Origin of the sequence: Pseudomonas palmensis (assembly GCF_049942755.1) — a bacterium.
Classification (GTDB): Bacteria; Pseudomonadota; Gammaproteobacteria; order Pseudomonadales; family Pseudomonadaceae; genus Aquipseudomonas; species Aquipseudomonas palmensis.
This window is the reverse complement of record NZ_CP187958.1, coordinates 4,553,972-4,577,125: the sequence shown is the minus strand read 5'-3', so window position 1 is coordinate 4,577,125 and position 23,154 is coordinate 4,553,972. Positions and strand designations below refer to the sequence as shown.

The window sequence follows — 23,154 nt, the reverse complement described above, 5'->3', positions numbered from 1 at the left end:
GGCGCGAGCCGTTACCGACGGGGTACAGCGACAGGCGTCGGCGCGGCTTAGGCCGGGCGACCCTGGGTGTTGCACACGCTGAGGTTGTTCACGCCCAGTGCGCCGGACTGGTTGGCGAACTGCAGGCGAACGGCGTTTTTCCAGGCTGGGCTCAACGGGATCAGCTTCTGCGCGATGATGGCCGCATCGTTGTTGGTGGTGGCGCCGTAATGACGGTTCAGGAAGGCGACGACGGCGGTGCCGTCTGCGGCGTCCTTGTAGCACTGACCGAAGATCAGGTTGGTGTAGGCAACGATGGAGTAGCCGGTGGCCGGGTTGGCCAGCACCGGGGCCCAGTTCTGCGGAATCGCGCGTGCGGCGGCGGTGGCCGGTGGCGCGGCGTTGGCCAGTGCAGTCTGCACGTTGCCGACGGTTGGCAGCAGGTTGTTGACGCGAGCGACCTTGGCGTTGTTGGTGGCATCCACGTCTTCAGGGCCTACATAGCCGATGGCGTCTTCGGTGCCGTACACCGAGGTCACGATATCGCCGCTCAGGGCAACACCCTGGAACGTGGCAGGCTCTGCACCGACCTGAGCGGTGGTGAAGGTGCTGCTGACGCCGAACTGGGTCGGGCACTGGCTGTTCAGGTGACGGGTGAAGATCTCGGAGGTGCCGCTGCTGCCGCTGCGGTAGAACACCTTGATGGCCTTGTTCGGGTAGCTGGCGTCGATCTGGTTCCAGTTGCTGATCGAACCCGAGAAGATCCCGCACAGCTGGGCGCTGGTCAGGTTCAGGTCGTTGACGGCAGTGCCGTTGGCCAGCTTGAGGTTGTACGGGATGGTGACCGAGGTGGCTGCCGACGGAACCTGGATCAGCGGGCCCCACTTGTTGGCGACGTCGTTGCCGGCGCTGTTGTGGTCCAGGTTGTAGGTGTTGATTTCCGCATCGGAAAGGATCGAGTCGCTGCCTGCGAAATCGACGGTCACACCGGCGGGCTTGTTGATATCGGCGGCACGGTTGAACAGGAAAGCCGACTTGCCTTTACCGCTGCCAACACCGGTGTAGGTGTCGAAACCGGCGCCCAGTACGCCTGGGGTGGTGTACAGGCCTTGTGGCAGGGTGGCACCGCCACCGACAACCGCTGCCATCGATTGAGCCGAAGCCAGTGCGGCAACAGCCAGCGAGGCTGCGATCATAGTGCGCTTAAACATGAAGAAGCTCCTTTCGTCGTGTTCGTACGTTGAGGTGAGTCGCGCTTGCATGTCACGGTGGCGTGGCGCAGCGCCTTGATCCAGAGGGCTTGCTGGCCGATCCACGAGGCTTAGGTTGGCAGTGCGCGGTGACAGTCAGAGGAAAAAACATCGGGAGCTTGGCGGGTAATTTCTCGGGTGTTTCGGGTGGCCTCATCGCGGGTCAAGCCCGCTCCCACACAGGTCAGTGTGGGGGCGGGCTTGACCCGCGATGGCTTCACCACCGATAGGGCGGCCCCTCGAGGTCCCGGATTCCCCGGCAACCCACTCGGGTGTTGCCCACCCCCCCAAATAAAATCACTGCACCAGCTGGTTGATCTCGATGATCGGCAGCAGCACCGCCATCACGATCAGCAGCACCACCGCACCCATCACCACGATCATCAGCGGCTCCAGCAATGCGGTCATGCCCATCGCTCGGCGCTCGATGTCCTTGGCCAGGCTCTGCGCCGCGCGGTCGAGCATCGGCGGCAGGTTGCCGGTCTTCTCGCCGCTGGCGATCAGGTGGATCAGCAAGGGCGGGAACACCTTCTCCACCGCCAGCGCCGACGCCAGCCCCACGCCTTCGCGCACCCGCGCCGTGGCCTCGCTCACGCACTGGTCGAGGCGGTCGTTGGCCAGGGTCTGGCGCGCCGCCTCCAGGGCCCGCAGCAACGGCACCCCGGCACTGCCCAGAATCGCCAGGGTCGAGGCGAAGCGTGCGGTGTTCAGGCCCAGCACGAAGCGCCCCAGCAACGGCAGGCGCAGCACCCGGCTGTGCCAGGCCAGGCGTGCCGACGCGCCGCGCAGGTACACACGCCAGCCCCATGCCCCGGCCACCAGCACGATGAAACACAGCCAGCCCCAGGCCCGGATGAAGTCGCTGGCGTTGAGCATCGCCAGGGTCAGCCCCGGCAGGTCCTGGCGCGCCTGGGTGAAGGCGCTGACCACCTGCGGCACCACGTAGCTGAGCAGAAAGATCACGATGCCGATCGACACCAGCCCGACCACGCCGGGGTAGATGAACGCGGTGAGGATCTTGCCGCGCAGGGTGTTGCGGTCTTCGATGTAGTCGGCCAGGCGCTCCATCACCTGGGCCAGGTCGCCGGACTCCTCCCCCGCCGCGATCAGTGCGCGGTAGATCTCGGGAAAGTCCCGCGGGCGCGCCGCCAGTGCGTCGGCCAGGCGCATGCCGCTGCGCACGTCGCCGCGCACCGCGCCCAGCACCTGGGCGATGTGCTTGCGTTCGGCCTGCTCCAGGGTCGCGCTCAGGGCGCCCTCCAGCGGCAGCCCGGCGGCCAGCAGGCTGGCCAGCTGGCGCGTGGTCCAGGCCAGGTCCGCATCCGACAGCTTGCTGGCGAACAACCCGCCGCCGGCACTGGCGGCAGGCTCCGGCTCGACCTGCAAGGCGCTCAGGCCCAGCCCGCGCAATTGCCCGATCACCGCCGCCGGGCTGTCGGCCTCCAGCTGGCCACGGCTGATGCGCCCCTGGGCATCGGCGGCTTCATAACGGTATCGGCTCATCAGGCGTCCCGGGTCACACGCAGGATTTCTTCCACGGCGGTACTGCCGCTGTCGACCCAGCGCTGGCCGTCCTCGCGCATGCTCAGCATGCCGGCCTGGCGCGCTGCGGCGCGCAGGGCCTGTTCGTCGGCGCCCTGGTGGATCAGGCCGCGAATCGGGTCATCGATGCAGAACAGCTCGTGGATCCCGGTACGCCCGCTGTAGCCGGTGTGGTTGCAGTTGGCGCAGCCATGGGGGCGAAACTGGCCGGGGGCATTCGGGTCGGGCTGACGGCAGTGCGGGCACAGCCGCCGTACCAGGCGCTGGGCCAGCACGCCGAGCAGCGCCGAGGCCAGCAGAAAGGGTTCCACGCCCATGTCGAGCAGGCGGTTGACCGCCGACACGGCGTCGTTGGTGTGCAGCGTGGCCAGCACCAGGTGCCCGGTGAGCGAGGCCTGCACCGCGATCTGCGCAGTCTCCAGGTCGCGGATCTCGCCGATCATGATGATGTCCGGGTCCTGGCGCAGGATCGCGCGCAGGGCCACGGCAAAGGTCATGTCGATGCGCGCATTCACCTGGATCTGGCTGATACCCGGCAGGTCGTACTCCACCGGGTCCTCGACGGTGAGGATGTTGCTGACGCTGGCATCGAGCCGCGCCAGCGCCGCGTACAGGCTGGTGGTCTTGCCGCTGCCGGTGGGGCCGGTGACCAGCACGATGCCGTGCGGCTGGCGAATCAGCACGTCCAGGCGGGCCAGCAGCGCCGGGGCCATGCCCAGGGTTTCCAGTTGCAGACGCCCGGCCTGCTTGTCCAGCAGGCGCATCACCACCCGCTCGCCATGCCCGGTGGGCACGGTGGACACACGGATATCGATGGGCCGGCCAGCCACGCGCAGGGCGATGCGCCCGTCCTGGGGCAGGCGTTTTTCGGCGATGTCCAGCTGTGCCATGATCTTGATCCGCGACACCAGCGCCGCGTGCAGCGCCTTGCGCGGCGAGACCACGTCGCGCAGGGTGCCGTCGACCCGGTAGCGCACCACCGAGTGGGTCTCGAAGGGTTCGATGTGGATGTCGCTGGCCTCGTCGCCGGCAGCCTGGGTCAGCAGCGCGTTGATCATGCGGATCACCGGCGCGCCGTCCTGGGTGTCGAGCAGGTCGGTGATCTCGGGCATGTCCTGCATCAGGCGGTCGAGGTCGACATCGTTCTCGGCCGCGCCGACCGCCGCTGCGGCGCCGCCGTTGTCGCTGTAGGCGCTGGTCAGCAGGCGGTCGAGCTCGTCTTCGCTGACCTGCTCGGCGGCCTGCTCGCCGAACTGGCGGCGCACCTCGCCCAACGCCCAGGCCGGGGTCGAGGGGCACAGGCGCAGCGGCGCGGCGTGCTCGCCGGCCAGCAGCACCACACGCTGGGCCTTGGCCCAGGCGTACGGCAGGCGGCTCACCGGGCAACCCCGACTTCATCCAGCGGCACGGCGCGGATCGCCGCACGCGGGGTGCCGATGGCCGCGCCCGCGCGCGGTACGCCCTGCTCGGCGCTGGGCAGCAGCGGCATCTGCGCGTCCGGCAGTGCCCAGGAATGGGCCGGCTTGAGCCCGCCCTGGGCACGGCGGATGAAATCGTAGCGGTTGAGGGTGATGCTGCGCCCCACCTCGGCATCGCGAATGATGTAGGGGCGCAGGAACACCATCAGGTTGGTCTTGCTGGTGGCGCGGCGCTCGTTGCGAAACAGCACGCCCACCCCCGGCAGGCTGGAAAGAAACGGAATGCCGTCGTTGGCCTGGGTGTAGCCGTCCTGCAGCAGGCCGCCGAGCACCATGATCTGGCCGTCGTCGAGCAGGATGCTGGTGTCGATGGCGCGCTTGTTGGTGACCGTGCCGGCGGCACTGGAGGCGCGTTCGTCGACGCTGCTGACCTCCTGGTAGATGTCGAGCTTGACCGTGCCGCCTTCGGAGATCTGCGGGCGCACGTTGAGCTTGAGCCCCACCTCTTCGCGCTGGATGGTCTGGAACGGGTTGTTGCTGGTGCCGCCGCCATCGGTGACGTACTGGCCGCTGACAAAGGGGATGGTCTGGCCGACGAAGATGCTCGCCGCCTCGTTGTCCAGGGTCAGCAGGTTGGGCGTGGACAACACGTTGCTGCCGCCCTTGCTGGTCAGGGCGCGGGCCAGCACCTTGAGGTCGAGCACCTCGCCGATGCCGGGGATGTTCACCGTGCCGTCCACCACGCCCACGCTCAGGCCGGGGGGCAGCGCGTCGATGCTGTTCCTGGCACCGCGATTGAACCCGGCACCGCCCAGGTTGGCGCCGCCGAACACGCCGTTCTTGCCCAGGTTGCCGGCCTGCCACTGGATGCCGAATTCGTTGGCGTCGTCTTCGCTGACCTCGACGATCAGGCTTTCGATCACCACCTGGGCGCGGCGCTGGTCGAGCAGGTCGATCACCTCGCGCAGGTTGCGGTACAGCGGGTCGGGTGCCGAAATCAGCAGGGTGTTGGTGGTGGCGTCGGCCTGGATGGTCACCCCGCCGGCGGAAAACGCGGTGTTCTGCTCGCTGCCCTGCGAACCGTTGCCATAGGCGTTGCCGGCCTGGCCGAGGCTGGCCCCGTAGGTGGCGGCTGGCGGGGTGGCGCTGGTGGTCTGCGCGGTGTTCGCCGCCGCGCCGCTGCCGTTCTGCTTGCCTGCCAGCAGGCCACCGCCGCTGAGCCTGGCGCGGGCGTCGTCACCGCTGCTACTGTCGCTCTCGCCGGTGAGCAGCCCGCGCAGGGCCTGGGCCAGCTTGCCGGCCTGGGCGTTGCGCAGGTACACCACGTGCAGGTTGCTGGGGTTGTTCTGTGCGTTGTCGAGCTTGTAGATCAGGTCGCGGGCCAGTTGCGTGCGCTCGGGGCTGCCGGCGCGGATCACCACGCTGTTGGAGCGTGGGTCGCCGATCACGCTGATCTTCTGGGTGGGATCGTTGCCCTGGGTTTCGAGCAGCTCCGAGACCATGGCCGCGATGTCGCTGGCGATGCCGTTCTGGATCGCCACCACGTCGGTGTCGATGGCGCTGGGGATGTCGATGCTGTCGAGCAGCCGGGCCACACGCTCGAGGTTCTCAGCATAGTCGGTGACCACCACGGTGTTGTTGCCGGGGTAGGCGTTGATCGGGTTGTTGGGCGACACGATGGGGCGCAGCACCGGGATCACGTTGACCGCGTTCTCGTATTGCAGGCGGAAGGTGCGGGTGAGCATGCCGGTGCCGGCATCCTTGCTGTTGATCGGCCCGCCCAGCAGCTTGGCGTCGGCCTCGGGCACCACCTGGCTGACCCCGCCCACGTCGACCACGCTGAAGCCCTGCATGCGCAGGGCTGCCAGCAGCATGGCGTAGGCACGTGTGGCCGGCACCTCGCCTTCGGACACCAGGGTCAGCTGGCCCTTGACCCGCGGGTCGACCAGAAACTGGCGCCCGGTGGCCCGCGACAGGGCGCGCACCACGGCCTGGATGTCGGCGTCGACGAAGTTCAGCTGCACCGGCTGGTCGCCCAGCGGGTTGCCCGGTGCGGCACTGGCGCTGCCATCGCTGTGGGGCCTGGCGCGGTGGGCGGGGGCACGCGGGGTCGGGCGCTGTGGCTCGACCCGCGCCTGCAGGCCGTGGCGTTCCAGGCTGGTCGGCCCGGGCTGCACGTTGGCCAGCGGTCGGCCCAGCTCGCTGCTGGCCAGTGGCTGCGCAGGCTGCTGGCTGCAACCGGCCAGGGCCAGTGCCAGTACCAGGGGAGCCAGGCCGGCCAGTCGGCGCGGCAGTTGGGTGCACATCATGACGATTCCTTAGCGCCTTGCGCCTGGTCCAAGCGAACGATTCCGGAGAACGACGCCGTGGCCGAGGGGTCGGCCAGCGGGTCGCGTTGCAGGCGGCTGTGCACCACCGTCAGGCCCAGTTGTGCGGGGGCCTGCAGCAGCCAGGCGGTGGCGGCCTCGGCGGGGGCCTGGGCAAGATCGAGCTGCCAGCCGCCCTCCACCGCCTGAAGCTGGTAATGGCCGCTGAGCCCGGCGTGCTCCAGGCTCTGGCGCAGGGCCGGCGCCTGTTGCGCGGCGCCCGGCAGTGAGGGGGCGTGGGCGAGCAGGCCGTCGAGGGTTTGCGCCTGGCTGCGCAGCCTGGGCGTTTCGGCCTCCCAGTGGGCGATGCGCGCCAGTGCCGGCTGCACCAGCACCAGCCACCACAGCGTGGTGCCCAGCAGCAGTGCGGTCAGGGCCACGGCGCGGCGCTCGCGCGCACTCAGGCCGTGCCACCAGGGGCGCAGGCGGCGCAGGGGGTGCCGTGCCTTACTCAACATTGGCCACCTCCTCGCCCGTGGCGGTCGCCGGGCGCAGGGTCCAGCCGTGGTCGCTGCTGCTGGCCTCGATGCCCTGTGCCGCCAGCCGGGTTTGCCAGGCGTTGTCGGCCGGGGGCCGTGCGGCGCCGGGCAGTGGCTGCAGGTCGAGCACGCCGTCGTGGTAGGTCAGTTGCTCGACTGCGCCGGCCAGAAACGGCATGGCGCTGCCGGCGGCCTGCAGCAGGTGGTTGAAGGGTGCGACCGCGCCATTGTCGCCGGCGGCGAGCTGCTGGCGTACCTGTTGCAGCGGGTTGAGGATCACCTGCAACTGCGGGTAGGCAGCGCGTACCTGCTGGTGCATGTGCTGGCGCAGTTGCTGGCCGGTGTCGGCCAGCCGCGCGGCGTAGAGGTTCAGGCCCAGGGTCCAGATCATGGCGGCGCTGGCGCACAGGGCGAGTGCCCGTGGCCAGCCGTGCTGTGCGGCGCCAGGGGCGCGCAGGCCGCTGTGCAGGCTCGCCACCGGGCATGCGCCGGCCCTTGCCGGGGTCGGGTACAGGCCCCGGGGTTTGAGGCCGGCATTCGACAGCCACTGCGCCAGGCCCTGCAATGCCGCCTGCCCCAGCCATGCCACCGCCACCTTCCCGTCCGCTGCCCGTGGCCCGTGGGCGATATGCACGGCGCGCACATCGCCCAGTATCAGGCCCTGCGCCGCGCACTGCACCGCCGCCCCCAGGCGCGCCGCCGGCAACGGCGGCAGTACCAGCTCGGTGCACAGGCTGTCGTCCGGGTGCAGCCACGCCAGCACCTCGCGGCCCCGCGCCAGGCTCTTGAGCTGCGCCTGCGCCGCCTCGCCCTCGGCCTCGGTCCGGCCCTGGCGGTCCAGTTGCCGATAGCCGACCCGCGCCCCGTCCTCAAGCGCCGCCAGCCGCGGCAATGCCATGTGCAGTTGTGCCTTCATGCGCCCACCCGTGCCCAGACAACCTGTGCCAGGGGCGCCTGCCCGCGCAGCAGCAGCGCCTCCAGGCGCACCTCGCGCGAGCCGCTGCGGGACACGCCGTGCAGGCGGAACCAGTCGCTGGTAATGCCCACCGGCACGCTTTCGAGCACCACGTGGGGCATCTGCAGGCGGTTGACGAAATCCCCGCGGTTGACGAACCAGCGCCCGCCGTCGCGCTCGGCGATCAGCTGGCGCGCCTTGTCTACGCTCAAGCCCGGCACCTGCGCCGCCAGCACCTCGGCCGACGCGGTGTTGCCATTGATCCAGGTGTTGGCCGGCAGCACCGTGGCCACTCGGCGCAGGCGCGCCAGCCCTTCGGCATCCAGCCCCGGCACGGCCAGCTGGTCGAGGCTGCGCAGCATCGGCCGGCGTGCCGGCACCGGGCGCGAAGCGGCACCCGGCGCGGTTGCGCGGCCACTGTCGAAGCCGTGCACCGCCTCGGCCACGGGCGCCTGCCGGTTCGGGTAGCCGTCGATCACCCGCGCCGCGATCGCCTGCGCCACCGGCGCGGCCAGGCCGATCAGTGCACACAGGCGCTCGAAGGTGGCCAGGGCCTGCGCGTCGGGTTGCTCCTCGACCACCAGGTTGCGCAGGTTGAACTTGCCCTGCTCGTCTTCCAGCCGGCCCTGAAACACCGCGCCGTGCTCGCCCACCGGCAGGCCGGCGATGGGGCGCGCCCAGCCCTGGTCGAGGCGTACCAGCGGGTCGACGCGGCGCTGCTCGGCCAGTACCTCACGGCTCCAGGCCAGGCCCGCCTGCAGCACGCCCTGCCCCTGGGCAAGCTGCTGCAGGCTTTCCAGCTCACGGGTGAATACGCTCTGGCGGCTGATCATGCCCGCTGCGATCACCGCCACCACGGCGGCTATCAGCAAGGCACTGATGATCGCCATTCCGCGTTGCTGCGCGGACGGTCTCATCACGGCGCCTACAGCTGCCAGGAGCCGATATCGGCGTTCACGCCGTCGCCGTCAGGCTCGCCATCGGCGCCCAGCGAGAACACGTCGATCTCGCCGTTGGCACCGGGGTTGAGGTAGTGGTAGGGGCGGCCCCAGGGGTCGTTGGGCAGGCGCTCCAGGTAGGCGCGCCAGGTGCCGGGCTTGGCCGAGGCGGGTTTTTCCACCAGTACCTTGAGGCCCTGGGCGGCGCTGGGGTAGCTGCCGTTGTCCAGGCGGTAGAGCTTGAGCGCCTGCATCAGCCCGGCGATGTCCTGGCGGGCGGCGGTGGCACGCGCCTGGTCGGGGCGGTCGAGCACCTTGGGCACCACCATCGCTGCCAGGATCCCGAGGATGACCACCACCACCATGATCTCGATCAGGGTGAAACCGCGTTGGCGACGGGGGGCAGAACGGCGTGGGCAGGTAAGCGACATCTCGGCATTCCTTGGCGGGATTCGGGGGCCGATTGTGGCAAGGGCATATGTCAGTGGTATTGAAAATCCTCGGGAGTTCCGGTCGCCAATCGGTCAGACAGACCCCCTAGGATGCAGCTTTGCCCACACCGAGATGCCCATGCGCAGACGCCGCCCGCAACAGGCCGGTTTTACCCTGATCGAAGTGCTGGTGGCGCTGGCCATCGTGGCCGTGGCGATGGCCGCTGCAGTGCGCGCGGCCGGGCTGATGACCCAGGGCAATGGCCTGCTGCGCGACAAGTCGCTGGCCCTGCTCTCGGCCCAGGCGCGCCTTGCCGAACTGCGCCTGGAAGGCCAGGCAACCCCGGGCCTGCGCCGCTTGGAGTGCGACCAGGGGCGCCTGCGCCTGCGCTGCGAGCAGCAGGTCGACAGCCGCCCCGGTGGGCTGCTGCAGGTGCGCCTGGAGGTGTTCGAGCGTGACCGTGAAGGCCCGCCGCTGGCGCGCCTGGAGAGCTGGCTGGGCCAGGCGCCTAGGGGCGAATGAGGCGCGGCAGCGCAGGGCCTTCGGGCAGTCGGGCGATGCCGATGCGGCTGCGCTCCCCGGCGCGTTCGATCACCAGCGCATCGGCTTCTATGGCCACCAGTTGCACCCCCTGCGCCAGTTGCTCGCCCACCCGCACGGCCTGTGGCGCGCCGCCGTTGAGCGAGACGATGGCCACTGCACCGGCACTGCCGGCCAGCAGCCCGCTGAGGCTGATGTCGACCTGCGCCGGCAGGTTGGCGAACCACTGCCCGGCGGCGGCCGGGGGTGCCGATAGGGTCTGCTCCATGGCAGCCGGCACCGGTTGGGGGGTGGGCGTCCAGAGCAACGTGGCCCAGGTCGCGAGCCCGGCCAGCGCCGCGAGCAGCGCCGCGCCCTGGACCAGTTGCGGGGCAGCCACGGGTTTGAATGCTAGTGCCATGGGGAACGGTCTCCGTGTGGTTCCTGGCCCGAGCATACGCGCCGATTCTCACGCTTTTGTTTCACACGACGATCATCTTCGCCGTGCACGCTGTCACCAGCCAAGGAGGCATCGCCCCATGCAATGCAGCCATCCACAACAGGGCTTTACCCTGATCGAACTGATGGTGGTGCTGGTGATCGTCGGCATCGCCAGCGCCGCCATCAGCCTGAACATCCGCCCCGACCCGGCCAGGGCGCTGCGCGAAGACGCCGAGCGCCTGGCGCAATTGCTGCTGGTGGCCCAGAGCGAGGTGCAGGCCGATGGCCGCGCCCTGGTCTGGCAGGCCGACCGCGACGGCTACCGTTTTGTGCGGGCCGGCGCGGCGCTGGACGGCGACCCGCTGCTGCGCCCGCGCCCCTGGCAGGCCGCGCCGGTGACGGTGCAGCGCACCCCGCAGCGGGCCGTGCGCATCGACCCGGAATGGATCGGCGAGCCGCTGACCCTGCGCCTGGTCAGCGGCCAGCAGCAGATCGAGGTGCGCCGCGATGCCGCCGGCCGCGTCGAGGTGCACCAGCCATGAGGCGCCACCCGCAAGGCGGGTTCACCCTGATCGAGGTGATGGTGGCGATCCTGTTGATGGCCATCGTCAGCCTGGTGGCCTGGCGCGGGCTGGACAGCGTCAGCCGCGCCGACCGCCACGTCAAGGACAGCACCGAACAGGCCCGCGCCCTGCTGCGGGTGTTCAACCAGCTGGAGCGCGACCTGGCGTTGCGTGCCAGCAGCGAACTGGTCGAGCCGGTGCTGGCGGGCATGGACCCGCCCAGCGAAAAACCGCTGCCTGCGGTGCGGGTGCAGGCCAGCGACGGGCGCCCGGCGCGCCTGGAGCTGATTCGCAGCAGCGCCGCCGACGACGGCCTGATGCGCGTGCGCTGGTGGTTGCAGGGTGGCACGCTGTACCGCGCCGCGGCGCCGGCACGCGATCGCTTCCCGCTACCGGCGCCTGCCGGCCGGGTGGCGGTACTGGAGGATGTGGCTGAATTCAACCTGCGGGTGTGGGAGCCGGGCAAGGGCTGGCGGCACCTGACCGGCGAGGCCCGGGACAATCCGCCGGGGCTCGAGATCGAACTGCTGCGCCAGAGCGCGCAGGGCCCGCAGCGTTACCGCCAGGTACTGGGGCCGCTCAACTGAGCAGCACCACGCCACCGGGCAGTTCGGTGCAGCGTGCGCCGTAGGCGTCGCGGATCAGCTGCGCCACCCCTGGCAGTTGCGCCAGGCTGAAGCGCGCCTGCACCTTGCGTCGTCCCAGGCTGGGGTTGAGCAGCACCAGCATGCCGGGGCGGTAGCGGTTGATTTCGTCGATCACCTGGCTCAGCGGCGCGTCATGGAACACCAGCCGCTGCTCGCGCCAGGCCATTACCTGTTCGGCATCGAACGGCTGCGCGCTGCCGGCGCTGCGGGCGTCGTAACGCAGCTGCTGGCCGGCGGGCACGGGCAAGCTGCGGCCCTGCCAGAGAATCTGCACCTGGCCCTGCAGGCAGGTGACGCACACGGCCGAATCGGTGTGGCGCACATTGAAGCGCCCGGCCTGGGCCGACACCCAGGCCTGCCCGGCCTGCACCTGCACCGGGGCCTGGGCCAGCACCTCGACCTCGCCTTCGAGCAGGGCGATCGCTTCGCCGCTGCGGTTGATGCGGGTCTGGGTGTTGAGCTCCAGCGCGATGCCCTGGGTCAGGTCGATGCGACGCTGCTCGCCAACGCCGGTGTGAAAGTCTGCCGCTGGCGTGCCGAGCCCGTCCACCAGGTTGCTGCGCAGCAGCACGAAGGCTGCCGAGGCCGCCAGCGCGCCACCCAGGAACGCGCGGCGCCCCAGGGTACGCAGGGGCACCACGCGCTCGGCCTGGCGCGCCGCCGGCTCCAGCTGCTGCCACAGCTGGCGGGCCTGCTCGAAGGCCTGGGCGTGCGCCGGGCTCTGTGCGCACCACTGGCGCAGGGCGCGTGCGTCGGCGACGGTGGCGCGCCCGGAGGTAAGCAGCAGCAACCAGTCCTGGGCCTGGCTGTGCAGGCTGGGTTCAGCCGAAGTCTGGGGTGTCATGGTCTGAGGGGCCTGCATCAAAATGGCGCTGTGTATTGTTCAAGACGGTTTTCCCGCACCGGGACCGAACCGCTGGAACACTTTTCTTTCCAGCCGCGTGGCGCAGTAACCCAGTGCGGCCTTGAGCTCCTTCTCGACCATGCGCGTGGAGATGCCGAAGCGCTGGGCGATTTCCAGGTGCGAGGCTTCCTCCAGGCGCGCGGCAATGAAGATACGCCGGCGCCGTGCCGGCAGTTCGTAGAGTGCGCCGAGCAGGCACTGGATTTCCTGCTGGCCGCCGACGATGCGCGCCGGGTCCTGGTCTTCGGCCACCTGCAGCAGGTCTTCGACCTCGGCGCCGGTGAGCAGCCGGGCGTCGGCCTGGCGCCGGTCGGCGGCGATGTTCAGGGCCATGCGGTACAGGTAGGCGTTGGGCTTGTGCAGCGCGTGGGTGGCCTGCATGCGGTCGACCCGCAGGTAGGTTTCCTGGAGCACGTCGCAGGCCAGGTCGTCCGAACCCAGGCGGCGTTTGAGGCGCACCTTGAACTCGTCGTAAGAGGTCAGGAACAACGTGACCAGAGGTGTATTCATACTGCCTAGCCTCCATGCGATTAAGGGCAGTCCATGCGTGTATCGGGCAACAGCAGCAGCGTCACCGGTTGCGCCAGCGCCGAGGGCGGTGGCCGCTCCAGGCGCAGGGCACGCAGGCTTTCGACCAGCGCGCTGTCACGCCGGTGATCGCCGGTGGAGGCCAGCAGGCGGCTCTGGGCCAGCACCCCGCGGGCGTCGATCCATACCTGCACCGCGGCCCGGTAATGGCCTGGGCGTGCCAGCGCGCTGGCACACAGCGCCTGTTCCACGGCGCGTTGCAGCGTGCGCGCATAATTGCCGGCCGCGCCGGCCCCGCCTGTGGCACGCGAGTTAGGCGCGGCTGCCGGCAGTGCCACGCGCTGCACGGTGAAGGCCTCGGCGCCGCTGTAGCGGGCCATCAGCCCGGTGCCTTCGAGCAGCCTGCGCAGGCCGTCGCGGGCGCTGAACGCGCCGCTCAGCGGCATCGAGCGCTGGCGTGCGGTCAGCTCCCGGTCCACCAGTACCGCCATGCCGCTCTGCTGGCCGAAGGCGTGCAGCGCCTCGTCCAGTGGCTGGGCCGGTATGTCGAAACGGATCGGGCCTGCGCCGTGCACCGGCATCGCCAGCACGGCCAACAGCAGCACGGCGATTCTGGCAAGGCAGTGGCGCAAACCGGTGTCTCCCCCGAAAGTCGCCATCGTGGGGCCTGTGTATGAATCTGATGTGACAGCGGTAGGCAAAAAACCTTAACGATGTGGGAAGTCGCCTGGGGCTAGACTGGGGGAAACCGCTTCAGGGAGGGCATGGACATGGGCTGTCGAATCGCGGGGTTGTGGCTGGTTGCCGGTCTGCTGAGTGGCCTGTCGAGTGGCGTGGTGCAGGCGGGTCAGGACGAGGGTTGCATCGACGTGCAGGTGGGCCAGGCGCGGGCGCTGGCGTACGACTGCCTGACGCGCCAGTTGCAGAACGGCAACGGGCAGCGCGCGGCGCAGGCCAACCGCAAGGCGATGGAGGTGGATGTGAGCCGGCGCGCGCCGAACCAGCTGGGGTTGTTCAACCAGTCGGCCACGGGGCAGCGCATGGGCAATGCGTTCGGGGTGTCGGTGCGGCCGCAGCGGCCGGGGCCGTGAATTCGACTGCGGGGGGTTGTCAGTGCCGCCCTCTTCGCTGGCAAGCCAGCTCCCACAGGTGGTGACTCAAGGACCGCGTAAAGATCTGCAAGATCGTGGTGAGCCCATCGCGGGGCAAGCCCGCTCCCACAGGTACCGTGGGGACCCGGGGCCTGTGCAAAACCTGTGGGAGCGGGCTTGACCCGCGATGGGCCGCGCAGCGGCCCCTACCGCCCCCGCGGCAAGCAGATGCGAAACTGCGCCCCCCCCAACGCCGACTGCCCCACCGTCAGGGTGCCACCCTGCCCCTCGATCACCCGACGGCTGATCGCCAACCCCAGGCCAAACCCGCCCGTGGCACGGTCCCGACTGCGATCCAGGCGGTAGAACGGCTGGAAGATGCGCTCGCGCTCCTCCTGCGGAATGCCAATGCCGTCATCCTCGACGGTCAGCACGCACGCGCCCTTGGCATCCACGCTCAGGCGCAGCAGGATGCGCTGCCCGCAATAACGCATGGCGTTGCGGATAAGGTTCTGCACCGCCCGCGCCGTCAACCGCGGGTCCAGCACAAAGCGCGGCAGATCCGGCTCGGCACGCACCTCCAGGCTCACCCCGCGCCCATCCAGCTCTTCGGCATAGCTGCCCAGGATGCTGTCGACGAACTCGGGCAGCGCCACCTCCACCCGCTCGCCACCCTGGCCATTCTGCAAGCGGTTGTACGACAGCAGCTCAAGCACCAGCGCATCCAGCTCGCGCACGTGCCCCACCAGTTCCAGCAGGCGCTTGCGACTGGCCGGGGGCATTTCGTCGTACAGCAGCACCAGGCCGAAATCCAGGCGGGTCAGCGGCGTGCGCAGCTCATGCGACACCGCATTGAGCAACTCGCGCTGCTGGGTCAGCAGGCATTCGATATCCGCCGCCATGGTATCGAACACCTTGGCCAGCGCGCCGATGTTCGAGCGTGGCGAGATCAGCGTGCGCTCCGCCAGGTTGCCTTCGCCCAGGCGCTGCGCCGTGGCCTTGAGCCGCTGCAGGTCACGCCAGTGCGGGCGCACCCAGAACAGCAGGCAGCCCAGCAGCGCCGCACCGATCAGCACGGTGATGCCCCACGACAGCAGGTAGATGTCCGCCGGGTCCGGCGGGTTGCGCAGCACCACCATCCACTCGCTGTCCAGCGGCGCCAGGGCGGTTTCGTAATAGCCCCACTCCCCCAGGCGCACCACGTACTGGCCGGCCTGCAGGTGCGCCTGCTCCTCGGCGTTCAGGTCCAGGTCGGCGCGCCGGCGCAGCTCGATGCTGAGGGGGGCGAAATCGGTGTTCAGCGCCTCGGCCACCTGGGGCCAGCTGTCGCGGTGCTTGAGGTGGAACTGGTTGACGATCAGGCGCTGCACGCCCCGCGCCTGGTCCTGGTTGTAGGCGATGTAGCGGTCATGGAACACATGCAGGATCAGTTCGGGGATCAGGAAGATCGACCCGGCATACGCGACGATGGTCACCAGATACAGGCGTACCAGAATTTTCAGCATGGCCGTGGCCGCTCCTCAGAATTCCCACTCGACTCGGCTGAACAGGTAGCCCTTGCCCCACACCGTCTTGATCTTGCGCGCCTCGCCGGCGCTGTCGTCGAACTTGCGCCGCAGCTTGGATATGGCCACGTCCACCGAGCGGTCGGTGCCGTTGAACTCGATGCCGCGCAACTGCTGCAGGATGCAGTCGCGGCTGAGCACGCTGCCGGCATTGCGCGCCAGCACCACCAGCAGGTTGAACTCGCCGCTGGACAACTCCACCGTCTGGTCGCGCCACAGCACGGTGCGTTCGGCCAGGTCGATGCGCAGCCCGCCGATCACGATCAGGTCGCTCTCGAGATGCGGCTCGTTGATGCTGCTGCGCCGCAGCAGGGTCCGCACCCGCGCCAGCAGCACGCGCGGCTCGCACGGCTTGCTGACGTAGTCGTCGGCGCCCATCTCCAGGCCCAGCACCTGGTCGTGGCTGTCGTCGCGGGCGGTGAGCATGAGGATCGGCAGCAGCAGCGATTCGGCGCGCAGCTGCCGGCACACCTGCAGGCCGTCCAGGCCCGGCAGCATCAGGTCGAGGATCACCAGGTCGGGTTTGCTGCGCCGCGCCTCTTCCAGCACGTGGTCCCCCCGCGCAATCACGCTGACGCTGAAACCATTGCGTTGCAGGTAGCTGGCGATCAGTTCGCTCAGGGCGCAGTCGTCTTCGACCAGAAGGATAGTGGGCATGGGTAGTTTGAAAGGCCGGGAAAGTCAGGCAGGATATAGCGCTTATTCGCAGGTCGCGAAATTCTTCACACTTTTTCACACTCGCCCTACATAGCTTAACAACTGCCTGTAGCGCGGCTGCCTTAGCATTGCCGGGTCATTTATGGAAGATCCGCATGCCCAGTTCAAGCCCCGTCCGTCTGCGTACCCTGGCGCCCCTGTTGCTGCTGAGCCTGGCCCTGGCCGGCTGCGACAGCAAGCCGCCCGCCGAAGAACAAGCCCCCAAGCCCGCCGTCAGCGTCGAAACCGTGCGCGAGCAACCCCTGGCCATCAGCACCGAGCTGTCGGGGCGCATCCTGGCGCCACGCATCGCCGAGGTGCGCGCGCGGGTGGCCGGGGTGGTGCTCAAGCGGGTGTACCGTGAGGGCAGCGACGTGAAACAGGGCGACGTGCTGTTTCGCATCGATCCGGCACCGTTCAAGGCCGACTACGACAGCGCCCGCGCCAACCTGGCCAAGGCCGAGGCCACGCGCTTTCAGGCGCGCCTGCAGGACCAGCGCTACGCCGAGCTGATTTCGATCGACGCGATCAGCCGCCAGGAGCACGACAACGCGCGCGCCGCCGCCATGCAAGCCGACGCCGAAGTGGCAGCGGCCAAGGCCGCGCTCGAGCGTGCGCGCCTGAACCTGGGCTATGCCACCGTGACCGCGCCGATTTCCGGGCGCGTGGGCCGTGCCCTGGTGACCGAGGGCGCGCTGGTGGGGCAGAACGAATCGACCCCGCTGGCGATCATTCAGCAGCTCGACCCGATCCATGCCGACCTGACCCAGTCGACCCGCGAGATCAACGCCCTGCGCCGTGCCCTGCGTGCCGGCGAGCTCAAGCAGGTGGGCCAGGACCAGGCCCGCGCCACGCTGATCCAGGATGACGGCACGCCTTACCCGCTGGCGGGCAAGCTGCTGTTCTCCGACATCAGCGTGGACCCGAGCACCGGCCAGATCACCCTGCGCAGCGAGTTCCCCAACCCCGACCTGGACCTGCTGCCCGGCAGCTTCATCCGCGTGCGCCTGGAACAGGCGGTGCAGCCCAAGGGCATCAGCGTGCCGCAGCAGGCCATCCTGCGTGACAGCGCGGGCCTGCCGCGGGTGCTGCTGGTGGACGCCGAGCAGCGCGTGAGCGAGCGCGCCGTGGTGCTGGGCAGCGTGCAGCAGGACCGCTGGATCGTCACCGAGGGCCTGGCCCCGGGCGATCGCATCGTCACCGAAGGCCTGCAGCACGTGAAGGTGGGTGACCAGGTGAGTGTGACCCCCGCCACCGACACGGCTGCCCCCATCGCCCAGACCACCGCCCAGTGAGGCCCTGATCCATGCCGCAGTTCTTTATTGACCGCCCGGTGTTCGCCTGGGTGGTCGCGCTGTTCATCCTGCTCGGCGGTGCGCTGGCCATCCCGCAGTTGCCGGTGGCCCAGTACCCCAACGTGGCGCCGCCACAGATCGAGGTGTACGCGGTATACCCCGGTGCCTCGGCGCAGACCATGGACGAGAGCGTGGTCAGCCTGATCGAGCAGGAGCTCAACGGCGCCGATCACCTGCTGTACTTCCAGTCCACCAGCAGCCTGGGCAGCGCCACGGTAACGGCGACCTTCCAGCCGGGCACCAACCCGGAACTGGCCCAGGTCGATGTGCAGAACCGCCTGAAGATCGTCGAGTCGCGCCTGCCGCGGGCGGTGACCCAGCAGGGCCTGCAGGTGGAGAAGATCTCCACCGGGTTCCTGATGCTGGTGACCCTGACCGCCGACGATGACCGCCTAGACGAAACCGCGCTGAGCGACTTTCTGGCGCGCAACGTGATGAACGAGGTGCGCCGGGTACCGGGCGTGGGCAAGGCGCAGCTGTATGGCTCGGAACGCGCCATGCGTATCTGGCTCGACCCGCAGAAGCTGATCGGCTTCAACCTCACCCCCGAGGACGTGAACCTTGCGATTGCCGCGCAGAACGCCCAGGTGGCCCCTGGCAGCATCGGCGACCTGCCCGGCAGCCCGACCCAGGAAATCACTGCCAACGTGCTGATCAAGGGCCAGCTGTCGACGCCCCAGGAGTTCGCCGACATCGTGCTGCGTGCCAACCCGGATGGCTCGCGGGTCACCGTGGGTGATGTGGCGCGGGTCGAGATCGGCGCCCAGGAGTACCAGTACGGCACGCGCCTGAACGGCAAGCCGTCCACCGCCTTCAGCGTGCAGCTGGCGCCCGGTGCCAACGCCATGCAGACCGCAACCCTGGTCAAGGCCAAGATGGACGAGCTGTCGCGCTACTTCCCGCCCGGGGCGGTGTACGACATCCCGTATGACACCTCGCCGTTCGTCAAGGTGTCGATCGAACAGGTGATCAACACCCTGATCGAGGCCATGGTGCTGGTGTTCCTGGTGATGTTCCTGTTCCTGCAGAACATCCGCTACACGCTGATCCCGACCCTCGTGGTGCCGGTAGCGCTGATGGGCACCTTCGCGGTGATGCTGACGCTGGGCTTCTCGATCAACGTGCTGACCCTGTTCGGCATGGTGCTGGCCATCGGCATCCTGGTGGACGACGCCATCGTGGTGGTGGAGAACGTCGAGCGGATCATGGCCGAGGAGGGCCTGCCGCCCAAGCAAGCCACGCGCAAGGCCATGCAGCAGATCAGCGGCGCCATCGTCGGCATCACCGTGGTGCTGGTGGCGGTGTTCGTGCCGATGGCGTTCATGCAGGGCTCGGTGGGGGTGATCTACCAGCAGTTCTCGGCGTCGATGGCGGTATCGATCCTGTTCTCGGCGTTCCTTGCCCTGAGCCTGACCCCGGCGTTGTGCGCCACCCTGCTCAAGCCGATCGCCAAGGGTGAACACCACGTCAAGCGCGGTTTCTTCGGCTGGTTCAACCGCAAGTTCGAAGGCATGAGCAACGGCTACCAGCGCTGGGTGATGCACGCGATCCAGCGCAGCGGCCGCTACCTGGTGGTGTATGGCCTGCTGCTGGTGGCGCTGGGCTGGACCTTCAGCCAGCTGCCCTCCTCGTTCCTGCCTACCGAAGACCAGGGCTACACCATCACCGATGTGCAGCTGCCGCCCGGCGCCAGCCGCAACCGTACCGTGCAGGTGGCCGAGCAGATCGAGGCGCACAGCGCAGGCGAACCTGGCGTGGGCAACACCACGGTGATCCTGGGCTTCAGTTTCTCGGGCAGCGGGCAGAACGCGGCGCTGGTGTTCACCACGCTCAAGGACTGGTCCGAGCGCACCGCCAAGGACAGCGCCGAGGCCATCGCCGAGCGCGCCAACATCGCCTTCAGCCAGTTCAAGAACGCGGTGGCCTATGCGGTGCTGCCGCCCTCGGTGGATGGCCTGGGCACCTCGACCGGTTTCGAGTTCCGCCTGCAGGACCGTGCCGGCGTGGGCCATGCCGGGCTGATGGCGGCGCGTGACCAGTTGCTGGCCGAGGCCGCGAAAAGCCCGGTGCTGGCCAACGTGCGCGAGAGCGCCCTGGCCGAAAGCCCGCAGGTGCAGCTGCTGATCGACCGCAAGCAGGCCAACGCGCTGGGCGTGTCGTTCGACGACATCGGCACGGTGCTCAACACGGCCATCGGCTCGACCTACGTCAACGACTTCCCCAACCAGGGTCGCATGCAGCGGGTGGTGGTGCAGGCCGAGGGCGACCAGCGCAGCCAGGTCGAGGACCTGCTCAAGATCCACGTGCGCAACACCAGCGGCAAGATGGTGCCGTTGTCGGCCTTCGCCCAGGCGCAGTGGGTATCGGGGCCGGTGCAACTGACCCGCTACAACGGCTACCCGGCCATTGCCGTGTCGGGCGAGCCGGCACCGGGCTACAGCTCGGGCGCGGCGATGGCCGAGGTGCAGCGCCTGGTCGATGCCCTGCCGCTGGGCTTTGGCCTGGAATGGACCGGGCTGTCGCTGCAGGAGCAGTTGTCCGGGGCGCAGGCACCGATGCTGATGGCGCTGTCGCTGCTGGTGGTGTTCCTGTGCCTGGCGGCGCTGTACGAAAGCTGGTCGATCCCCACCTCGGTGCTGCTGGTGGTGCCGCTGGGCGTGCTCGGTGCGGTGCTGGCGGTGACCCTGCGCGACATGCCCAACGATGTGTTCTTCAAGGTCGGCCTGATCACCCTGATCGGCCTGTCGGCGAAGAACGCGATCCTGATCATCGAGTTCGCCAAGAGCCTGGTGGACGAAGGGCATGACCTGGTCGAGGCCACCGTGCAGGCCGCGCGCCTGCGCCTGCGGCCCATCGTGATGACCTCGCTGGCGTTCATCCTGGGCGTGGTGCCGCTGGCGATTGCCACCGGCGCCAGCTCGGCGAGTCAGCAGGCCATCGGCACCGGAGTGATCGGCGGCATGCTCAGCGCCACGCTGGCGATCGTGTTCGTGCCGGTGTTCTTCGTGGTGGTGATGCGCGTGACCGGCTGGCGCCGGCGTGACGCCCAGGCCGACACTGCGGTGGTCGAACAAAGCTGATGGACAGCCGCGCGGCGGTCATGGGATGGTGCTAGCCCGCTTCTGGACTGGAACCCTGCAATGACCGCCGCCGTACTTCCCCCCTGCTCCATTCTTTTGCTGGCCGGCGGCCGTGGCCAGCGCATGGGCGGGCAGGACAAGGGCCTGCTGTCCTGGCAGGGCCGCCCGCTGATCGCGCACGTGCACGCCGTTGTACGTGACCTGAGCGATGACCTGATCCTTTCCTGCAATCGCAACCAGCACGCCTATCGGGCGTTTGCCGACCAGTTGGTGGGCGATGCCGAGCCTGGGTTTCCCGGGCCGCTGGCCGGGGTGCTGGCCGGGCTCGCGGTGGCGCGGCATGCCTGGCTGGTGGTGCTGGCGTGTGATGCACCGCTGATCGACCGCGGGTTGCTCGAGCAGTTGCTGAGCGTGGCGGTCACCGGGGACTGCGCGGCGATGGTGCGCCAGGGCCAGCAGTGGCAGCCGATGTTCTGCGTGATCCCGGTGCGCCAGCAGGCGAGCTTGCTGGCGGCATGGCAGGCCGGTGAGCGCAGCCTGCTGCGGGCGTTGCTGGAGCATCCGTTGCAGGCAGTGGAGTGTGCAGAGGAGGACCGGCGCCTGAGCAACTTCAATACGCCGCAGTGGTTGGGGCAATAAGGCTTTTTGTGTCGTCTGTGAGGGCCTCTTCGCGGGCCAAGCCCGCTCCTACAGAGGCTTGCGCTACCCCTGTGGGAGCGGGCTTGACCCGCGATGGGCGGCACCGCCCCCCTCGAACACCACACACCGATTACGCCCCGCCGCCTTGGCCGCATACAGCGCCTGATCGGCCGCCGCCACCAGCGTCAGGGGCGTTTCGCCCTGCCCCGCCATGCCTGCCACGCCGATACTCACCGACACCCGCCCGAACGGGCTGCCAGCATGCACGATGTTCAGCTCGGCCAACCGCGCCAGCACCGTCTCGGCCACCACCACCGCGCCCGCCACCTCGGTATTGGGCAGCACCATCGCCAGCTCTTCCCCGCCATAACGCGCCACCACATCCGTCGGGCGGCGCACGCACTCGCGCAACAAGGCGCTCACCGCCTTGAGGCATTCGTCACCTCCGATGTGTCCGTAGGCGTCATTGAAGCGTTTGAAATGATCGATATCGATCAGCAGCAGCGCCAGCGGCTGGGCCTCGCGCTGGGCACGCCGCACTTCGCTGGCCAGCACCTCGTCGAAACGCCGGCGGTTGGCCAGCCCGGTGAGCGTGTCGTGGGTGGCCAGCACCGCCAACTGCCGGTTGGTGGCCAGCAGTTCTTCGCGCGCCACCAGCAATTGCGCATCCATCTCGGCGCGATGGCGCATGTCACGGATCAGCAGCCGGCCAATCACCGCGATCACCCCCTGCAACGCCAGCACCAGCCCCACCGTCAGCCACGCCTCCATGCGCCAGGCGTCCAGGGCCTCGCGCTTGCCGATGGCCACGGTGGTCACCAGTGGCAGGTGCTCGTTCTTGCGAAACGCATACAGGCGCTCCACCCCATCCAGGCTCGAGGCAAACGAAGCCGTGCCCACCGAGTTCTCCACCAGGTAGCGGGTGTAGATCGGCGACCGGGAAAAGTCGCGGCCCATGTCCTGCTCGCGAAACGGGTAGCGCACCAGGATGCGCCCACTGGTGTAGGTGAGCGCGATCGCACCGTCTTTGCCCACGTCGATCTTGCCGAACAGGCGCAGAAAGTTCTCCACCCCCAGGGTCACCGCGATCACCCCGGCGAACTGCCCCCCGGGCTGCTCGAAACGCCGGCTGACGGTGATCACCCAGTCATGGGTGGAGCGGCTGCGGATCGGCGGGCCGATGAACACCTCGCGGGACGGGTTGTCACGATGGTGGATGAAGAACTCGCGGTCGGCGCTGTTCGCACCGTCCGGAATCGGGCCGTTGGTCGACATCAGCCATTCGCCCGTCGGGCCATAGATGGTCAGCCCATGCAGTTGCGTCAGCAGTTCGTTCTGCTCCTCCACCAGCCCGGCCAGGCGCGCCAGTTGCTGCGGCCCGCCGCCATCGACTTCGAGCCGCTCGCTCAGGCCCAGCAGCATCATCGAACTCTGGCGGATGATGCCCTCGGCATAGGTGTCCAGTGCCTGGGTCAGGTTGAGGCTGTGTACCTGAACCTCGTTCAGCGCGCGCTGACGTGCAGCCCATATCTTCCAGGCCGTCAGCGATGCCAGCGATACGCAGATCACCAGCAACAGCAGCACGGCCAGGCGCACGTCACGCTTGTGCGGCAGCGGCACCGGCAGTAAGGGGGTCGACATCATGAAACGCTCCTGCGATGCCACAACTGAAGGCATCCTGCCATCAGCTGTACTCCGGAATGCCCTGTACCGCAAGGGGCAGAGCATCAGGCGCGCAATCAAGCGGTGGGGGTCACGACGGGCTGC

At 68.8% G+C, this 23,154-nt stretch carries 22 protein-coding genes; 7 read left to right on the top strand and 15 right to left on the bottom strand.

The annotated features are described in order from the left end of the window. Positions 1 to 47: 47 nt before the first annotated feature. The 8 genes from ACPRTJ_RS21210 to gspG form a co-directional block, all read right to left on the bottom strand. A complete protein-coding gene (locus tag ACPRTJ_RS21210) occupies positions 48 to 1,190 on the bottom strand; it encodes a substrate-binding domain-containing protein (RefSeq protein WP_043860338.1) in 1,143 nt (380 codons plus the stop codon). Positions 1,191 to 1,526: 336 nt separating this feature from the next. After that, a complete protein-coding gene (gspF, locus tag ACPRTJ_RS21205) occupies positions 1,527 to 2,732 on the bottom strand; it encodes a type II secretion system inner membrane protein GspF (RefSeq protein ID WP_054916085.1) in 1,206 nt (401 codons plus the stop codon). Continuing rightward, a complete protein-coding gene (gspE, locus tag ACPRTJ_RS21200) occupies positions 2,732 to 4,150 on the bottom strand; it encodes a type II secretion system ATPase GspE (RefSeq protein ID WP_058541159.1) in 1,419 nt (472 codons plus the stop codon). The genes gspF and gspE overlap by 1 nt, the downstream gene beginning before the upstream one ends. Next, entirely contained in the window at positions 4,147 to 6,498 is a 2,352-nt protein-coding gene (gspD, locus tag ACPRTJ_RS21195) for a type II secretion system secretin GspD (RefSeq protein ID WP_058541160.1), read from the bottom strand. Before gspD ends, gspE begins: the two co-directional genes overlap by 4 nt. Continuing rightward, complete coding sequence (gene gspM, locus ACPRTJ_RS21190; protein WP_104573128.1) at positions 6,495 to 7,013, bottom strand: type II secretion system protein GspM; 519 nt, start codon at positions 7,011 to 7,013, stop codon at positions 6,495 to 6,497. Before gspM ends, gspD begins: the two co-directional genes overlap by 4 nt. Continuing rightward, positions 7,003 to 7,950, bottom strand: a complete 948-nt coding sequence (gene gspL, locus ACPRTJ_RS21185) for a type II secretion system protein GspL (protein WP_104573031.1) — start codon at positions 7,948 to 7,950, stop codon at positions 7,003 to 7,005. Before gspL ends, gspM begins: the two co-directional genes overlap by 11 nt. After that, a complete protein-coding gene (gspK, locus tag ACPRTJ_RS21180; RefSeq protein WP_426427261.1) occupies positions 7,947 to 8,879 on the bottom strand; it encodes a type II secretion system minor pseudopilin GspK in 933 nt (310 codons plus the stop codon). The genes gspL and gspK overlap by 4 nt, the downstream gene beginning before the upstream one ends. Before the next feature lie 35 nt (positions 8,880 to 8,914). Further along, positions 8,915 to 9,358 carry a type II secretion system major pseudopilin GspG gene (gspG, locus tag ACPRTJ_RS21175; protein WP_054916090.1) on the bottom strand — a complete coding sequence of 148 codons (444 nt, stop codon included), beginning with the start codon at positions 9,356 to 9,358 and terminating at the stop codon, positions 8,915 to 8,917. A 139-nt stretch (positions 9,359 to 9,497) separates the two neighbouring features. Between gspG and gspI the strand changes: the two genes are divergently transcribed. Beyond that, positions 9,498 to 9,881, top strand: coding sequence for a type II secretion system minor pseudopilin GspI (gene gspI, locus ACPRTJ_RS21170; RefSeq protein WP_043860346.1), 384 nt, complete (start codon positions 9,498 to 9,500; stop codon positions 9,879 to 9,881). Here gspI and ACPRTJ_RS21165 read toward each other — a convergent pair. Further along, positions 9,868 to 10,299: a type II secretion system protein N gene (locus ACPRTJ_RS21165; protein WP_426427260.1), complete on the bottom strand. Its 432-nt coding sequence runs from the start codon at positions 10,297 to 10,299 to the stop codon at positions 9,868 to 9,870. The genes gspI and ACPRTJ_RS21165 overlap by 14 nt on opposite strands. 118 nt (positions 10,300 to 10,417) lie before the next feature. On the opposite strand from ACPRTJ_RS21165, the gene ACPRTJ_RS21160 reads away from it, so the two are divergent. Next, on the top strand, positions 10,418 to 10,861 hold the full coding sequence (locus ACPRTJ_RS21160) for a GspH/FimT family pseudopilin (protein WP_104573029.1): 444 nt from the start codon (positions 10,418 to 10,420) through the stop codon (positions 10,859 to 10,861). Beyond that, positions 10,858 to 11,469, top strand: coding sequence for a PulJ/GspJ family protein (locus tag ACPRTJ_RS21155; protein ID WP_043860349.1), 612 nt, complete (start codon positions 10,858 to 10,860; stop codon positions 11,467 to 11,469). The genes ACPRTJ_RS21160 and ACPRTJ_RS21155 overlap by 4 nt, the downstream gene beginning before the upstream one ends. On the opposite strand, the gene ACPRTJ_RS21150 is transcribed toward ACPRTJ_RS21155, so the two are convergent. Genes ACPRTJ_RS21150 through ACPRTJ_RS21140 form a run of 3 tightly spaced genes read right to left on the bottom strand, consistent with a single transcriptional unit; the run spans position 11,462 to position 13,593 of the window. Next, the gene (locus ACPRTJ_RS21150; RefSeq protein ID WP_196932333.1) at positions 11,462 to 12,373 is read right to left on the bottom strand and encodes a FecR family protein; all 912 of its coding nucleotides are present in this window, start codon (positions 12,371 to 12,373) and stop codon (positions 11,462 to 11,464) included. The two genes, ACPRTJ_RS21155 and ACPRTJ_RS21150, sit on opposite strands and share 8 nt — an antisense overlap. A gap of 39 nt (positions 12,374 to 12,412) precedes the next feature. Then, positions 12,413 to 12,943 (bottom strand): sigma-70 family RNA polymerase sigma factor, encoded by a 531-nt coding sequence (locus tag ACPRTJ_RS21145; RefSeq protein ID WP_043860351.1) that lies wholly within the window; start codon positions 12,941 to 12,943, stop codon positions 12,413 to 12,415. 20 nt (positions 12,944 to 12,963) lie between these two features. Then, a complete protein-coding gene (locus ACPRTJ_RS21140; RefSeq protein WP_426427259.1) occupies positions 12,964 to 13,593 on the bottom strand; it encodes an STN domain-containing protein in 630 nt (209 codons plus the stop codon). A 138-nt stretch (positions 13,594 to 13,731) separates the two neighbouring features. Here ACPRTJ_RS21140 and ACPRTJ_RS21135 point away from each other — a divergent pair, with 138 nt between their 5' ends. Further along, on the top strand, positions 13,732 to 14,052 hold the full coding sequence (locus ACPRTJ_RS21135) for a hypothetical protein (RefSeq protein WP_054916095.1): 321 nt from the start codon (positions 13,732 to 13,734) through the stop codon (positions 14,050 to 14,052). 206 nt (positions 14,053 to 14,258) lie between these two features. On the opposite strand, the gene ACPRTJ_RS21130 is transcribed toward ACPRTJ_RS21135, so the two are convergent. Both ACPRTJ_RS21130 and ACPRTJ_RS21125 read right to left on the bottom strand, forming a co-directional pair. Continuing rightward, complete coding sequence (locus ACPRTJ_RS21130; RefSeq protein WP_054916096.1) at positions 14,259 to 15,557, bottom strand: ATP-binding protein; 1,299 nt, start codon at positions 15,555 to 15,557, stop codon at positions 14,259 to 14,261. Positions 15,558 to 15,572: 15 nt separating this feature from the next. After that, positions 15,573 to 16,274 (bottom strand): response regulator transcription factor, encoded by a 702-nt coding sequence (locus tag ACPRTJ_RS21125; RefSeq protein WP_043859689.1) that lies wholly within the window; start codon positions 16,272 to 16,274, stop codon positions 15,573 to 15,575. Positions 16,275 to 16,429: 155 nt separating this feature from the next. On the opposite strand from ACPRTJ_RS21125, the gene ACPRTJ_RS21120 reads away from it, so the two are divergent. Genes ACPRTJ_RS21120 through mobA form a run of 3 tightly spaced genes read left to right on the top strand, consistent with a single transcriptional unit; the run spans position 16,430 to position 21,387 of the window. Continuing rightward, positions 16,430 to 17,608, top strand: a complete 1,179-nt coding sequence (locus ACPRTJ_RS21120) for an efflux RND transporter periplasmic adaptor subunit (RefSeq protein WP_043859688.1) — start codon at positions 16,430 to 16,432, stop codon at positions 17,606 to 17,608. Positions 17,609 to 17,619: 11 nt separating this feature from the next. Next, on the top strand, positions 17,620 to 20,748 hold the full coding sequence (locus tag ACPRTJ_RS21115) for an efflux RND transporter permease subunit (protein WP_043859687.1): 3,129 nt from the start codon (positions 17,620 to 17,622) through the stop codon (positions 20,746 to 20,748). A 60-nt stretch (positions 20,749 to 20,808) separates the two neighbouring features. Then, complete coding sequence (gene mobA / locus ACPRTJ_RS21110) at positions 20,809 to 21,387, top strand: molybdenum cofactor guanylyltransferase MobA (RefSeq protein ID WP_426427258.1); 579 nt, start codon at positions 20,809 to 20,811, stop codon at positions 21,385 to 21,387. Positions 21,388 to 21,450: 63 nt separating this feature from the next. On the opposite strand, the gene ACPRTJ_RS21105 is transcribed toward mobA, so the two are convergent. Next, entirely contained in the window at positions 21,451 to 23,028 is a 1,578-nt protein-coding gene (locus ACPRTJ_RS21105) for a sensor domain-containing diguanylate cyclase (protein ID WP_426427257.1), read from the bottom strand. Positions 23,029 to 23,154: the final 126 nt, after the last annotated feature.

Coding starts and splice junctions, on each gene's coding strand:
- ACPRTJ_RS21210 (WP_043860338.1), bottom strand. CDS start 1,190: ATGTTTAAGCGCACTATGATCGCAGCCTCGCTGGCTGTTGCCGCACTG.
- gspF (WP_054916085.1), bottom strand. CDS start 2,732: ATGAGCCGATACCGTTATGAAGCCGCCGATGCCCAGGGGCGCATCAGC.
- gspD (WP_058541160.1), bottom strand. CDS start 6,498: ATGATGTGCACCCAACTGCCGCGCCGACTGGCCGGCCTGGCTCCCCTG.
- gspM (WP_104573128.1), bottom strand. CDS start 7,013: ATGTTGAGTAAGGCACGGCACCCCCTGCGCCGCCTGCGCCCCTGGTGG.
- gspL (WP_104573031.1), bottom strand. CDS start 7,950: ATGAAGGCACAACTGCACATGGCATTGCCGCGGCTGGCGGCGCTTGAG.
- gspK (WP_426427261.1), bottom strand. CDS start 8,879: ATGGCGATCATCAGTGCCTTGCTGATAGCCGCCGTGGTGGCGGTGATC.
- gspG (WP_054916090.1), bottom strand. CDS start 9,358: ATGTCGCTTACCTGCCCACGCCGTTCTGCCCCCCGTCGCCAACGCGGT.
- gspI (WP_043860346.1), top strand. CDS start 9,498: ATGCGCAGACGCCGCCCGCAACAGGCCGGTTTTACCCTGATCGAAGTG.
- ACPRTJ_RS21165 (WP_426427260.1), bottom strand. CDS start 10,299: ATGGCACTAGCATTCAAACCCGTGGCTGCCCCGCAACTGGTCCAGGGC.
- ACPRTJ_RS21160 (WP_104573029.1), top strand. CDS start 10,418: ATGCAATGCAGCCATCCACAACAGGGCTTTACCCTGATCGAACTGATG.
- ACPRTJ_RS21155 (WP_043860349.1), top strand. CDS start 10,858: ATGAGGCGCCACCCGCAAGGCGGGTTCACCCTGATCGAGGTGATGGTG.
- ACPRTJ_RS21150 (WP_196932333.1), bottom strand. CDS start 12,373: ATGACACCCCAGACTTCGGCTGAACCCAGCCTGCACAGCCAGGCCCAG.
- ACPRTJ_RS21145 (WP_043860351.1), bottom strand. CDS start 12,943: ATGAATACACCTCTGGTCACGTTGTTCCTGACCTCTTACGACGAGTTC.
- ACPRTJ_RS21135 (WP_054916095.1), top strand. CDS start 13,732: ATGGGCTGTCGAATCGCGGGGTTGTGGCTGGTTGCCGGTCTGCTGAGT.
- ACPRTJ_RS21130 (WP_054916096.1), bottom strand. CDS start 15,557: ATGCTGAAAATTCTGGTACGCCTGTATCTGGTGACCATCGTCGCGTAT.
- ACPRTJ_RS21125 (WP_043859689.1), bottom strand. CDS start 16,274: ATGCCCACTATCCTTCTGGTCGAAGACGACTGCGCCCTGAGCGAACTG.
- ACPRTJ_RS21120 (WP_043859688.1), top strand. CDS start 16,430: ATGCCCAGTTCAAGCCCCGTCCGTCTGCGTACCCTGGCGCCCCTGTTG.
- ACPRTJ_RS21115 (WP_043859687.1), top strand. CDS start 17,620: ATGCCGCAGTTCTTTATTGACCGCCCGGTGTTCGCCTGGGTGGTCGCG.
- mobA (WP_426427258.1), top strand. CDS start 20,809: ATGACCGCCGCCGTACTTCCCCCCTGCTCCATTCTTTTGCTGGCCGGC.
- ACPRTJ_RS21105 (WP_426427257.1), bottom strand. CDS start 23,028: ATGTCGACCCCCTTACTGCCGGTGCCGCTGCCGCACAAGCGTGACGTG.